The organism is Flavobacterium sp. AC274, from assembly GCF_979258275.1.
The window spans coordinates 3,685,292-3,700,269 of the sequence record NZ_OZ409852.1 but is presented as its reverse complement, the minus strand read 5'-3'; the positions used below and the strand labels follow the sequence as shown (position 1 = coordinate 3,700,269).

7 protein-coding genes are annotated in these 14,978 nt (G+C 34.9%); 6 read left to right on the top strand and 1 reads right to left on the bottom strand.

Annotated elements, in window-relative coordinates; genetic code table 11:
- The first annotated feature begins 6 nt into the window (after positions 1–6).
- From ACZZZT_RS16555 to ACZZZT_RS16535, 5 genes are all read left to right on the top strand, one after another.
- Positions 7–2,169: a molybdopterin cofactor-binding domain-containing protein gene (locus ACZZZT_RS16555; RefSeq protein ID WP_463461200.1), complete on the top strand. Its 2,163-nt coding sequence runs from the start codon at positions 7–9 to the stop codon at positions 2,167–2,169.
- Positions 2,170–2,641: 472 nt separating this feature from the next.
- Positions 2,642–5,584, top strand: a complete 2,943-nt coding sequence (locus ACZZZT_RS16550) for an Ig-like domain-containing protein (RefSeq protein WP_463461199.1) — start codon at positions 2,642–2,644, stop codon at positions 5,582–5,584.
- A gap of 781 nt (positions 5,585–6,365) precedes the next feature.
- Entirely contained in the window at positions 6,366–6,746 is a 381-nt protein-coding gene (locus ACZZZT_RS16545; protein ID WP_463461198.1) for a carboxypeptidase-like regulatory domain-containing protein, read from the top strand.
- The gene (locus ACZZZT_RS16540; RefSeq protein ID WP_463462451.1) at positions 6,695–9,562 is read left to right on the top strand and encodes a SusC/RagA family TonB-linked outer membrane protein; all 2,868 of its coding nucleotides are present in this window, start codon (positions 6,695–6,697) and stop codon (positions 9,560–9,562) included. Before ACZZZT_RS16545 ends, ACZZZT_RS16540 begins: the two co-directional genes overlap by 52 nt.
- Before the next feature lie 11 nt (positions 9,563–9,573).
- Positions 9,574–10,998: a SusD/RagB family nutrient-binding outer membrane lipoprotein gene (locus ACZZZT_RS16535; protein ID WP_463461197.1), complete on the top strand. Its 1,425-nt coding sequence runs from the start codon at positions 9,574–9,576 to the stop codon at positions 10,996–10,998.
- A gap of 82 nt (positions 10,999–11,080) precedes the next feature.
- On the opposite strand, the gene ACZZZT_RS16530 is transcribed toward ACZZZT_RS16535, so the two are convergent.
- Positions 11,081–11,443, bottom strand: coding sequence for a hypothetical protein (locus ACZZZT_RS16530; protein WP_463461196.1), 363 nt, complete (start codon positions 11,441–11,443; stop codon positions 11,081–11,083).
- A gap of 530 nt (positions 11,444–11,973) precedes the next feature.
- On the opposite strand from ACZZZT_RS16530, the gene ACZZZT_RS16525 reads away from it, so the two are divergent.
- Positions 11,974–14,907, top strand: a complete 2,934-nt coding sequence (locus ACZZZT_RS16525; protein WP_463461195.1) for an AAA domain-containing protein — start codon at positions 11,974–11,976, stop codon at positions 14,905–14,907.
- Positions 14,908–14,978 lie beyond the last annotated feature (71 nt).

Here is a 14,978-nt window from a genome sequence, read left to right as displayed (position 1 = left end):
GATCTGATGACAAAAAATAACAACGTAGATACTACAAGAAGAAATTTTTTAAAACTAACGGGTTTGGGAGGCGCTGCACTTTGTCTTGGTTTTTATTTTCCTGCAGATGGCGTTCCAACGCTTGTACGACCTTCTGAATTGAGCGAATCTGATATCGAATTATGTCCGTGGATTATTATCAATCCCTCCGGAAAAGTAACTATTGTGAACCACAGGGCAGAGATGGGACAAGGCTCGTATCATTCGGTTCCGCAAATTGTAGCAGAAGAATTAGAAGTTGATATGAAAGATATCAACGTTATTTTCGCTATCGGAAACGAAAAAAAATACGGCGGACAAGTTACCGGAGGAAGTTCAACAATTCGGTCTTCTTATAAAAACCTGCTTAAATTAAGTGCAACTGCAAGAGAAATGCTAATTGCTGCCGCTGCTGCGAAATGGAATGTTTCTGTTGCAGATTGTTATGCCGCATCCGGACATGTGATTCATAAACCATCCGGAAAAAAAGCACATTATGGTGAACTTGCTGTAGCTGCTTCAAAATTGCCGGCACCAAAAGAACCAAAGCTAAAGAAGATATCCGAATACAAATTAATTAGAAAACCACTAAAAAGAATCGATACACCATTAAAAACCAATGGTTCATTAATCTTCGGACTAGACAAAAGAATTCCGGGAATGCTGTTTGCTTCGGTAGAACGCGACCCTCGTTATTTTGGAAAAGTAAAAAGCTTTGATGCGAGTAAGGCATTAAAAGTTCCGGGTGTAAAACGCGTTTTTAAAGTAAATATGGGCTATTACGAATACATCCGTGAAGGCGTTGCCGTAATTGCTGATTCGACCTGGGCAGCACTTGAGGGAAGAAAAGCCTTAAAAGTAGAGTGGGATACAAGTGGTTTTAAACATTGGAGTACACCGGAAATTTTTGAAAGTCAACATAAATTATTGAAAACTCAGGAAGGATTGCCGCTTAAAACGCAGGGAAATCCAACTGAAATATTATCAAAAACAACTAAAAAAATAGATGTAGTTTACCAAACTCCGTATCAGTCACACGTTGCTATGGAACCGATAAACTGCATTGCACATTATAAAAAAGATTCGATTGAAATTTGGGGCCCCATACAAGCTCCGGGTTGGATTCAGGACGATATAAGTAAACAATTTAAAATTGATAAAGAAAAAGTGATTGTGAACATGACTTTTCTTGGAGGCGGTTTTGGAAGAAAAGCAATGATCGATTATCCAAGCGAGGCTGTTGGCATTTCAAAAATATTGGGGGGCCCGGTTCAGGTTGTCTGGACACGTGAGGATGATGCTACTTTAGGACCATTTCGCCCCGGGATTTCGTACCGCTGTGAAGGAACAATTGCCGATGGAAAAATTGATGCGCTAAAATTTAGAATGGCAGGACAAAATAATGATCACTGGCGCGGAGGCTCAAAAACAGAACCCAACCGAAGCACCAGCGAGGGATTTTTGAAACCGTATTACGAAAGCATTAAAAACTTAAGCATTAGTGATGTTCTTTTTGAAACCACAATCCCCACAAGTTTCTGGCGATCAGTATATGCGTCTACAAACGGATTTGCCTATGAAAGTTTTATTGATGAAATGGCACACGAAGCTAAAAAAGATCCCTTAGATTTCCGTCGCGAACATTTGCAGGAAGAGCGCTGTCAAAAGTTAATCGACAAAATGAAAGAAGTGTCAGGCTGGAAAAACAGGTCAAAAAATGAAGGCTTTGGTGTTGCCATTACAGAATGTTTTAACTCAACTGTTGGTCATGTTGTCAAAGTTTCTAAAAACCTTCATGGTGGGGTTAAAATCGATAAAGTCTGGGCTGTAATGGATTGTGGCTGGTATGTAAATCCCGACATCATTCATGCTCAGGTCGAAGGTTCCATTGTCATGGGATTGGGTGCAGCGACTACGCATCAAATTACATTTAAGGATAACGTTGTAGAACAGCATAATTTTTATGATTATCCGTTACCGAGAATTAACGAAATTCCGCCTATAGAAGTATATATTATAGATAATGAAGAAGATGCGGGTGGAGTTGGAGAACCCGGACTTCCGCCTTTTGCTCCGGCTTTAACCAACGCCATTTTCGATTTAACCGGAAAACGAATCAGGACTTTGCCGTTTAAGCTTTCGGAGGTTTAACACACATAGCTAACTATGTGTTAGAAACGAGTTTCTTTTGGATTTACTTTTTTCGAAATTATAAAATCTATGTTTCTATGTGTTTAATTAAATTTTTATGCATTTACATCCAATGGGTTCATTATATTCATAATATAAATCCTGTTTCTATTGAAACAGGATTTTTTTAAAATAATTTCCGAACATAATTTTATGTAATTCCTTATAAAAAAGAGAATATCTCAATTTTAAGGCTAAAATTTTCTACATTCTTACTTATTATCGGTTTAATTTATAAACTTCTCATCTATACATATTCTTGATTTTTTATTTCAATTTAAAATTTAAAATATTGATTATCAATATTTTGATGTATTTTAAATAGCCTAAGAATCTTGATTTTTAACATATCTTTTTTATAATTTCTTTTTTAAATCTAGTTTCGTTATGTTCTTTTTTTAGGAACTACCTTACTAATTTAAAACCACAGATTATGAACAATCAATTACATTCAACTTCTTTTAAAAGAGAAAAATATTTCCATATCGTATGGATTTTTTTCATTCTCTTAACCTCCAATTTATACGCACAGCGCGGTTATTATGATGCGCCGTATAAAAGGTACGAAGCAAACGCAGGACAATTGTCGAATGGCGCTGCAACTACTTCAAAATCATACATTCAGGCAGATCTTCAGTCTGAAGCTACAGACCAGCAATGCGTGAATATGTCGGCTACGAATGCTACCGTGCAATGGACACTTACAGAAGCCGCAGATGGACTTGTGATTCGCTACAGCGTTCCCGACGGACAATCGGCTACTTTGGGCGTTTATAACGGAAACACAAAAATTACCACGCTGACTTTAACTTCAACCTGGTCGTGGGAATATTTGTGGAGCAACGGGAATCCTAATAATAATGGAATCACAAATCAAAATCCAAGAATGCGTTTTGACGAAGTACGTTATAAACTTCCGGCAAAAATTTCGGCATCGGGAACATTAAAACTGGTAAGAGAATCAGGAAATGTTCATGTCGATTTTGCTGAGATGGAGCCAGTTCCTACCGCTCTTACAGCACCAACAGGTTCAGTAACCTATACCGGAAACGGAAGCGATCTTCAAACCTTTATTGATGCAAACGGCGGTAAAAAAATATTTGTTCCAGGCGGAGTTTATAATGTAAACCGCGAACTGTATTTTGGTGTTGCCAATACCTCATTAATCGGTGCGGGAATGTGGTATACACAAATTAATTTTACCAATACCAGCAGTTTAAACGGTGGATTGCGTGCAAATGCAGCCGGAATTTCGTTTACAGATCTTTATTTAACGACCAATTCGGCTTCTAGAAGTAATTCTTATAAAGCAATAAATGGGGTTTTTACATCAACTTCAATTGTAAAAAATATTTGGGCAGAACATTTTGAATGCGGTGCCTGGATTGCACAATACAATACAGGAGGCCCGGCAATTGCAGATGGATTTACAGTATCACATTGCCGTTTTAGAAATAATTATGCTGACGGAATTAATCTTTGTAAAGGAACGGCAAACGCAATTGTAGAACATTGCAGTTTTAGAAACAATGGCGATGACGATCAGGCAATCTGGTCTGCTGATGGACTGGAATGTATCAACAACACTTTTAGATACAATACTTCCGAAAACTGTTGGCGTGCCTGTGGTTTAGCTATTTATGGCGGAAAAAATAACAAAGCTTACAATTTGATTATAAAAGACAATCTGGAAGCAGGAATCAGAGTAAGTAATAATTTTCCCGGAGCACCCTTTAACAATGACGGAATGCATGAAATACACGATATCACAGTATCAACCTGCGGAACTTTTAATGATACTTATAACAATCCTGTAGCTGCGGTAGATATTTTTAGTGCTACGAATGCGGGAACTCAGGTTAAAAATGTTCAGTTGTACAATATTGATATTTTAGATTCAAGAAATGATGCAATTTCGATAAGTAAAAGATCTGGTGATGGTATTTATAATCTTAGTTTTAAAGATATTACCGTAAATGGAACTGGGAAAGAATTTCCAAACAATAATGCCCTTAACAGAAATTGGGGCAGAGGCTATTTTGTACTTATAGCTGGTTCTCCTGCCGGAAACGGAACGTATTGTAATATGAATTATTCTAATAGAGGCGGTAGTGCAACGACTGATCAGGAACTTAGCGCTATTGGTACTTTTTCATGGACACAAAGTACAACCTGTTCTGGCACACCAATTATTGCGGTTACAGGAGTATCGGTTGCACCGTCGACAGCTACTTTAGGCGTTGGCGCGACACAACAATTAATACCAACAGTTGCTCCGGCAAATGCAACAAACAAAACAGTGGCTTACAGTTCTAATAATACTGGGGTTGCAACCGTAAATGGTTCAGGTTTAGTTACTGCAATTGCTGCGGGATCTGCAACGATTACCGTTACAACTCAGGATGGTGCAAAAATTGCGACTTCTGCAATAACGGTAACTTCATCAAATGTAGCCGTGACAAGTGTGAGTCTTAGTCCGGCATCGGCATCATTATCAGTTGGATCAACGCAGCAATTAACGCCAACAATTCTTCCGTCTAATGCAACTAATAAATCTGTTTCATATGCTTCAAACAATACGGGCATTGCAACGGTTAATGCTTCTGGTTTGGTAACGGCAATTTCAAACGGAACTGCAACAATTACTGTAACTACCGCAGATGGAAATAAAACAAGTACCGCTATAATTACAGTTAGTACAGCAACAGGAAACTATTTTACCATTAAAAACAAATGGACAAATAATTATTTATACGATGCCGGTGCCAATGTAGGTTATGGTGCAACTGTTGCCAACAACAATTACAAATGGCAAAAAGTAGCTGTCGACGCCACTTATTTTGTATTAAAAAATGTAGGTACCGGAGATGTAATGCATATTGAAAACCTAACAGGAGCCGTACAATGTAGTGCTGCGGGATCTGATTGGTGGAGTGCACAATGGTTAAGCGAAAATGTGGATGGTACTTTTGTACGAATTAAAAACAGATGGCAGACCGGAAGTATGATTCATATCGAAAACCTGAATGGTTCTGCTCAATATGCTGGAGGACAAAACAATTGGGAAAGCGCACAATGGCAATTTCAAAGTACTTCGACAGCTAAAAAAATCAATGATGCAGAAATAACAATAGAAGATAACCTGATTAGTATTTATCCAAATCCTTCTGTAAACAAAGAATTTAATATTGTCTTTCCGGAATTAAAAATTGGTGATACCGCAACAATAACCGTTACGGATATAAACGGAAGAAAGGTTTTGATAAACCAACTGAATACATCTGCAAAAATCAATCATAATTTGGCTTCAGGAATTTATGTTGTTACAATCAATTCTAATGATTTTAATGTTTCTAAAAAACTGATTGTAAAATGATAATCGAAAAAACTGATTAGAATTTTAAATAGTCTCTACAGAGAGGAAATGCCAGATCAAAAGATCTGGCATTTTTGTTTATTACTTTGTCTATTTTGGTTTCCATTTATAATATGAAACGACTTTATTATTCTTAAAATCTTACTACAACAAATCGCTTTTTTCATTGCTAAAGAAGTAGAAAAAGCCCATTTTATAGGTAATGAGCTAGTAAAACAGCTCCGAAAAACGGTAATATTTGCATTGATTTTTCATTTGTTTAGGAAAAATCTTAATGGATTTAAGAAAACGGTAAGATGTTAACTGCTTTGTTTATAGATAATTAAACTTTTAATTAACATTTTTTTTGCAAAAGTTATGCTTAAATTTTTTGAGTTAATATTTTTAATTTACTTTTGTTCTATCAAATTGGTAGAATTTAAATTAAGGTAATAAACACAGCTGTTAAGGACTTTCGAATACATTTATTTGAACAAGAACAGATCATTTTGGGTATTTAAACATTATGGTTTTTTGCTGTTAAAAATTCTTTGGCTTTTAAATAATACAATTTTTTAAAAGATGCATCCTAAAATTTCTTGAGGTTGAAATCTATCAAAAAAAATTAAAAGAATAGTAATCAAAAAAATAAGTAAAATGAAAAAACGAATGTGTTGTAGATAAAAAAAGAAACTGTTTCTGCTGCAACAGAAATGGTGAAGCTTAAATAAATTGTACATCTCTATAAGGAAAGCTAATGATTTAAATTTTTGGCTCACCTTATTCAAACTAAAACTAAGTAATGAAAAAAATATTATATAGATATGCATGGTTATGCATCTTGTTGATTTCTATTGGTGTTAATGCCCAAGAGACCAAACCCTTAATTCAGTCAAAACTCGAAGGAATAGTAGTGGATGCGGTTACAAAAGACCCTGTTATTGGGGCTTCAGTAAACATTAAAGGTACTACACACGGTGTTCAGACAGATTTTGATGGGAAGTTTTATTTCCAAACCGGACAAAAATTTCCTTATTCTCTTGTAGTAAGTTACATGGGATATAAACAAACGGAAGTGGTAGTAAATGCAAATTCTGTTGTTATTGAACTTACACAGCAAGAAAATGCCTTATCAGAAGTAGTGGTTACCGCACTTGGTATTACAAAAGAAAAAAATCTTTAGGTTATACTACTCAATCGCTTAAAAACAAGGATTTATCAGATACAAAAGAAACCAATTTTTTAAATAGTATGACCGGTAAATTAGCCGGAGTACGTATTACAAATTCGCAGGGTGATATGGGATCTTCACGTATCATTATTCGTGGAGAAACGTCTATTGGCGGAAATAACCAGCCTTTGTTTGTGGTAGATGGAGTTCCGGTAGATAACACGCAATTTAGCAGCTCAGGTGGTGTAAATGCTTCTCGAGATTTTAAAAACGCAATTGCCGATTTAAATCCAAATGATATTGAAACATTAACAGTATTGAAAGGTCCTAATGCGGCAGCCCTTTACGGATCGCGTGCGGCGCATGGTGTTGTTTTGATTACTACAAAATCAGGAAAAAATCAAAAAGGACTGGGTATAAGCTTTAGTTCAGGAATCACTATTTCTCAAGTGGCTACATTGCCAAGCTTTCAAAATACTTTTGGACAAGGATCAAATGGAAGATTCAGTTATGTAGATGGTAAAGGTGGCGGTATCAATGATGGTGTTGATGAAAGCTGGGGCCCTAAAATGGACGGGCGTCTGATTCCTCAATTTAATTCAAATGGTGTAGCAGTGCCTTTCGTGGCTCATCCTAATAATGTGAAAGACTTTTTTAATACTGGTATTACTTATGAAAATAGTGTTTCTGTAGGAAAATCAGATGAAAAATCAGATTTCCGTTTAGGAATAAACAATCAAAAACAAACAGGAATAGTACCTAATAGTGAAGTAAATAAAACAAACTTTACTATTAATTCTAATTATCAAATATCTGAAAGTATAAAAGTAGGGGTAACAGGAAATTATATTGTTACTGATGCTCCGGCACTTCCGGGTGGTCCATCGGGTAACCGTGCTGCGGGTGTAATGCTTCAGTTTCTTTGGTTCGGACGTCAGGTAGATATCAATGCACTTAGAAATAACAGAGATGTTAACTGGAACAACAGTTATTATAGCAATCCATACTGGAATGCGTATTACAATACTACAAGCCAACAGCGTAATCGTTTAATTGGAGATATTCATTTGGATGCAAAACTTGCCGAAGGACTTAATTTTAGATTCCGTACCGGAGTTGATTATTATAACGATCGCAGAAAATACGAGATTAAATATGGTACAAACGGAACTCCTTTTGGATCGTATGCTGAAGATGCTTATACTGTAAATGAGCAAAATACAGAGGGTATTTTTACTTATACTAAAAAACTAAACGATGATTTTAGTGTAGATGCTCTTGCGGGATTCAATATTCGTAATCACAGTGATGCAAACAATTATCAAAAAGCACCCCGTTTGGCTGTGCCTGATTTGTATACGCTGACGAATTCAAGAGATCCGTTAACGTCATCAAACACCTTATCAAGATTAAGGGTTTATAGTGCTTATGCTTCGGCTCAATTTGGTTACAAAAATTATGCATTCTTAAATGTAACAGCACGTAATGACTGGTCGTCTACATTGCCAAGCAACAACCGCTCTTATTTTTATCCTTCTTTTAATGGTAGTTTCGTAGTTTCTGATGCTTTTAATTTAAAAAGTAACACACTTGATTTCTTAAAAGTACGTGGTGGATGGTCTGAAGTTGGTAATGATGCAGATCCGTATCAATTATCTACGGTTTATAATTTCCAAACGGCATTCGACGGAAATCCGATTCAAACTTCTTCACAAAAGAAACTTAACGAGAACCTGAAACCGGAAACAACACGCTCTACCGAATTAGGTTTAGAAGCTTCTTTCTGGAAAAACAGACTGCATTTTGATTTTGCTTACTATAACACAAATAGTTTTGATCAGATTCTGGAGATTAAAACAACTGCTGCGAGTGGTTACACTTCTCAGTTAATCAATGCAGGTAAAATAAACAACCGAGGAATCGAAATTCAATTGGACGGAACTCCTGTTCAAACTGAAAACTTTAAATGGAATATTGCTGGAAACTACTCAAGAAATATAAGCAAAGTAGAGATTCTTGATTATGAAGGAAGCATTAAAAACTACACAATTGGTTCTTCAGGAGGTGTTGATGTATTGGCATCTGTAGGACAGGCTTACGGAGCACTTTACGGAACAGCTTATGAGCGCGATGCCAACGGAAATATAGTAGTAGGAGCAAACGGATTGCCTAAAGCTGATCCAACAAAGAGAGTATTAGGACATTATACTCCAGATTATTTAGCTGGTGTTACCAACACATTGACTTACAAAAATCTTGAACTTTCATTTCTTGTTGATGCTAGTGTAGGTGGTGAGATTTTTTCAGGAACTAACAGAACGGGTACTTATACAGGTGTATTAGCAGAAACGCTGCCGGGGCGTGATGCTGCCAATGGCGGATTAAATTATTATGTAACGACAACGGGTACCACAAATACGAAAACCCTGGTTTCAGGTGGTAATGCGCCATCAGGAGCAGTAATATATGATGATGGAATGATTTTTAAAGGAGTATATGCTGATGGAACTCCAAACACTTCAGTTCTTAGTGCACAGGAATATTACAAAGCATCATACAATATTAGCGAAGCATATATCTATAGTTCAACTTTTGTGAAACTAAGAGAAATAAAATTAGCTTACAATTTCAATAAAAAATTTGCAAGAAAGCTGGGATTAGATGGAGCCAGTATTACTGCAGTAGGTCGTAATTTGTTGTTTATTTATAAAGATGTACCGAATATTGACCCGGAAACAGCTTTTAATACCGGAAATGCTCAGGGATTGGAGAGTTTATCTTTGCCAACAACGAGAAATTTCAGCCTTAATGTTAATCTTAAATTTTAAAACACGCAATCATGCTTAAAAAAATAGCCTATATAACGCTCTTTGCATTGTCATTGAGCTCTTGCAGCGATACGTTGGATGATATTAATAAAAATCCAAATGCAACCGAAACACCATTAGCGCCTTACCTGTTAACAGGAACATTAAAACAGGGAGCTGATTTATATTGGGGAGACGTTAATAACTTTAACTCATCTTTATTATTTGTTCAGCATTGGGCTAAAATCCAATATACTGAACCGGACAGATACGATGTATCTAATGCTTCTTTCACCACTTTATGGGATAAAGGTTATTCGACTTTGATAACCGATTTGAACACCATTATAAATTTTCCGGATGCACAGGCAAATTCAAATTATAAAGGAATTGCATTAACGCTGCGTTCATGGACATTCTTATTGTTAACCGATGCTTATGGAAGCATTCCTTACAAAGAAGCAGGTTTGAAAGTAACACCGGCATATAATACTCAAAAAGAAGTATATACAGGATTACTTGAAGATTTAAAACAAGCCCAGTCTTTGCTGGCTACAGCAAATGGTACCGTAACCGGAGATTTGGCTTATAAAGGAGATGTCTTAAAATGGAAAAAACTGGTAAATTCGCTTCGTTTGCGTATAGCGTTGAAAATTGCTGATAAAGAACCTGTTTTAGCAAAGCAAGCTGCGATTGAAGCAACAACAGATCCGGCAGGAGTGATTAGCAATAATAGCGAAATCTTTAAGTTTGTTTACACGAGTTCACCTCAGCAAAATCCAGCATCAGCCTGGTTTGAAACACGCGATGATTTTCGTATTTCAAAAACTATGGTCGATAAATTATATGAGTTCTCAGATCCGCGCTTAGCTGTTTTTGCTCAATTGCCATCAGATGCAAGCGTAGGGAAATATGTTGGAGGAGCCAATGGATTATCAAACAGTGATGCCAATAGTCAGGGTTTTGCCAAAACATCAAAACCGGGAACTTATTTTCTAACTTCGGCATCGCCGGCTGTATTTGTTTCTTATTCTGAAACACTTTTCAATCTTGCAGAAGCGGCAGCACGTGGTTATATTGCCGGAGATGCAGAGCAGTTATATAAAAATGCAATTACGGCATCTTTAAATCAGTTTGGTATTACCGATGCAACAGTTATTGCTAATTATCTTAATCAGCCAACGGTGCAGTACGATGCTACAAATTATGCCAAATCGATAGGTACACAAAAATGGATTGCATTTTTTGGACAAGGTCTTGACGCTTTTGCAGAATGGAGAAGACTTGATTATCCGATATTAACAGCCGGCCCGGCTACAGTTTTGGACGGACAGATTCCTTCGCGTTTCTTCTATCCGGGTACAGAGCAGTCATTAAACGGAAATAGTTATCAGGCCGCAATATCTGTTCAGGGAAAAGATTTGCTTACTACAAAACTATGGTTTGATGCCAAATAAATAAGTGTAAATAGTATTTTATAAATGAATACTATTTATTGAAAATGAAAAAGCTAAATCGAAAGATTTAGCTTTTTTTATATCAAGAACTTAGTTTTTCTGTGCTTTTAATTCTTAAGCAATGTTCGGTTCCTAAATACAATGGATTTCCGTGTTTTTCTGACCAGAAGCCATCCAGTACATCTTTGGTTATACAACGATAAACGGCGACACCTTTGTAGGTTTTCCTGTCATCACCTTTATAGCTAAAATTAATAACTAAAATATTGTCTTTAAAGAAACCGTGTCCCTTTTGCTGCTGCGTATCGTTAATAAGCCACAGTGCAACAATTCGGTTATTTTCATCCAAAGACAAATTCAAAATACCTTTATAGTTTATTTCCTGACTCTCATCCTGATTACTCCCGGAAATGGAATAACTGCCTATTAAATCTTGTACTGTCATTATATTTATTGATGCTGAAATTAGCGTTTTCTGAGTTATTTTGAGGTGCAAATTTGAATAAAATATAGAGAATAAACAATCATAGTTAGGGATATTTGAGGTGATGGAAATGTTCTGGTTTAGGCATGTGTTCTTGTTTTTAAATTTTTGATAATTTCTAAATATCTATTTTCAAAAACAGACTGATCAACAGGTAACACAACCGATCCTTGCTCTCCGAAGAATTCTTATGAAACTCTGCGAAGTCTCCTGATTTCGCACCCGCAAGACTTCACAGTGGGGATTTTATCTCAATCCTTTAATAACTTAACTTTGTAAGTTATAGCTTATTTATGTAAGAATATTTCCTATATTAGCTATTCTGAATATAAATTATAATAAAAGATTTTGAAGCAAAAAGATATACTGGAATTTTGGCGAAATATTGAAATATTCAATCTACCGGATTTTAATAATAATGCTGCCTTGTTAAAAACAGAGCAAATATTTCCTTGGGTTTTAAATAAAACAGCTGCCAAAAAAATTATGTTTTGCAACACACTTTAATTTTCGGAAGATTAGAAAAGAAGAAGATTGTGGATCAAATTGATCATTTTTTGAATGGTGAAATTACAAAGGGAGACTGGGAAGAAACTATTTCCGGATATACGTGTCTTTCAGCATTAATTCTAGATCAGGGAGGAAGACCAGATGAAAAAAGTTATGTAACGGCTTCATTTTCTTTTGGAATAAATGCATTAATAAAAAAACAAAACTTGTCTGTTGTGTATGCCGATCTGGAAAAATCAAAAGAAGATTTTGAGATCAGATATAATATCCCTGAAATTATAAATAACAGCGAAAATGATAAAAAAGAAGAGCCTTCAAGAAAAGGAGATATTATTTCTTGGGCACATTTAAATGAAGAATTAGATTATCTGCATAAACAATTTGATATATGGAATAAGGAGGATATAAAAATTTATATGTTTTCTCAGGAAGTTCCCAAAGACAATAAATCAGATACTAGTTTTTTAAACAGTTTTTATTTAAGTGATTTAAATTATCTCTGTAATTTAAATGAGAAGGAATATAGTAAAACTTTAAAAGCTTATCTAAACTTATCTGTAGATACATCTATTCGAAAAGATATTATTTTAGATAAAAATCAACTGTTTGCCTCTGTAAATCCAAAATTAATGCAGGCTGGCAGATGGCCTTCTAACATAGATTATAGTTTATACACTGCACAACTTGGAGCAGTCAACGACTTATTTTCAGAAAATGAACCCTTTGTAAAAGGAATCAATGGACCTCCGGGAACAGGAAAAACGACATTACTATTAGACGTAATCTCGGATGTTATTGTTAACCGAGCTAAGGTTATTGCTAAATTAGGTTGTAGAGACATTTTTGAAGGAGGATATAATAAAGTAGAAAAAGAAAATGGTTTCAATTTATTTTCTTTTAATCTAAAATCAGATTTACAGAATAATTTTGGAATTGTGATTGCGAGCAATAATAATTCGGCCGTTGAAAATATTACAAAAGAACTTCCTGCTAAAGAGAAGATAGATTGCATTATATTTCCTGATGCAGATTATTTTTCAGAATGCTCAGAGAGACTAATTTCCGTAGAAAGCTGGGGTACGCTAGCAGCTGCGCTAGGAAATAATCAAAATCGGCATATTTTTAAAAATGCTATTTGGAAGTCAGATAAAGAAAATCAAATTTTAGGTCTTGAAGACTTATTGTATAATGTTTATAAAGATAAAGAAAATGATTCAACAGCTTATAATCAGGATTTATTCGAAGAAACAAGAAAAAAATTAAAACAACTTCATGAGGAATTTGAATCATTCATAAATAAAGTAGAAAAATTTCACAACTCATTACCTGTTTTTATTGAGGCAAAAAATGATGAAATTATTTTGAAAAAACAGATTCGGAAAACAGATTCGGAAATAGATAAAAATCTCGAAATAAAGAAAGAATTAGATAATAGTATCAAAAATGAGCTTTTAGAAAGCGAGAGAATTCAAAATGCTTTAACTGTTATTAAATCAAATAAACCCTCGTTTTTCTTTTTTCAAAAGCTTTTTGGAACCAAATCATTTAAAGAATGGAAAAAGCAAGCTGATTTATTTTTAGTTCAGTTTAGTGATTCGCAAAATGTTTTAAAGATCTTAAAAAAAGAGCTATCACATACGGAAAAAAAGATAAAAGATTTAGAAACTAAAAAGAACAGGTACCAGGATAATTTAAAGGATAAATTAAAAATAATCGATAATTATCAGAAACTTAATATAAAAATTAATACAGATTTTGGCATTGAAAATAAGCAATTGTTTACTGAAGAGTTCCATCAATTATCTTTAGAAGAAATTCATCTTCGAATGCCTTATTATTCACCAAAAATTGCAAAATTGAGAAGTGATATTTTTATTCAAAGTCTCAACTTGCATAAATATGTTATATTATCTAATGCAAAAAAGGTAAAAAACAACCTCAATCTGTTTTTTGAAATGATCCTTGGCTGGGTCGAAGTAGAAGCAAAACTAGCTCAAAATTTATGGGATACCTTTTTTCTTTGCATACCAGTTGTTTCTACTACTTTAGCTTCAGCAAGCAGATTATTTCCAAACACAAATGAGAATCAAATCGGTTGGTTGTTGATTGATGAAGCAGGGCAGGCTACACCACAATCTGCTGTAGGAATTATTCACAGATCAAAAAGATGTGTAATTGTAGGTGATCCATTGCAGGTGGAACCTGTAGTTACTATACCGGCAAACTTAGTTGCAAAGTTACGTCAGTTAAGTAACGTTGATTTGTTATGGTCTCCCTTACAAACCTCTGTACAACAACTTGCAGATAGAATTTCATTATCTGGTACCTACATGCAAAATGGAACAGAGTCAGACCCGATATGGACTGGTTTTCCTTTGAGAACACATAGAAGATGTGATGAGCCTATGTTTTCTATAGCAAACAAAATTGCCTATAGCGACCAGATGGTAAAAGCTGTTAAAGAAAATTCTAAGGAAATTTTTATAGGAGCATCTCAATGGTTTCATGTTGAAAATATAAATCCACCAATAAATAAACATGTAATAATTGAAGAAATTGATTTGCTGAAAATTAAAATTACCGAGTTACTTAATAGCGGTTATAGTGGTAATATTTATGTTATATCGCCATTTAAGTCGGTTGCCGGAGCTTGTGATAATGAATTTAGAAAGATAGAAAACGTATTCTGCGGAACTGTTCATAAATTTCAGGGAAAAGAAGCTGATATTGTATTTCTGGTTTTAGGAAGTGATCCTAAATCATCAGGAGCAAGAAAATGGGCTTCACAAAAACCAAATATTCTGAATGTAGCATTGACTCGTGCCAAAAAAAGATTATATGTTATTGGTAATAAAAAGTTGTGGAGTCAATGTGAATATTACAAAGAGATGAACAATGTGCTAAGTCAGAATTAGTGAAAAACATTATAAAAGCATAGGTTGCCTTAATAAAAACTCCGCAAATGTCTCTAACATTGCGGAGTTTT

Bases quoted from the DNA above. Each gene is read 5' to 3' on its own strand.
- ACZZZT_RS16550 (WP_463461199.1), top strand. From the start codon at position 2,642: ATGAACAATCAATTACATTCAACTTCTTTTAAAAGAGAAAAATATTTC.
- ACZZZT_RS16530 (WP_463461196.1), bottom strand. From the start codon at position 11,443: ATGACAGTACAAGATTTAATAGGCAGTTATTCCATTTCCGGGAGTAAT.
- ACZZZT_RS16545 (WP_463461198.1), top strand. From the start codon at position 6,366: ATGAAAAAAATATTATATAGATATGCATGGTTATGCATCTTGTTGATT.
- ACZZZT_RS16535 (WP_463461197.1), top strand. From the start codon at position 9,574: ATGCTTAAAAAAATAGCCTATATAACGCTCTTTGCATTGTCATTGAGC.
- ACZZZT_RS16555 (WP_463461200.1), top strand. From the start codon at position 7: ATGACAAAAAATAACAACGTAGATACTACAAGAAGAAATTTTTTAAAA.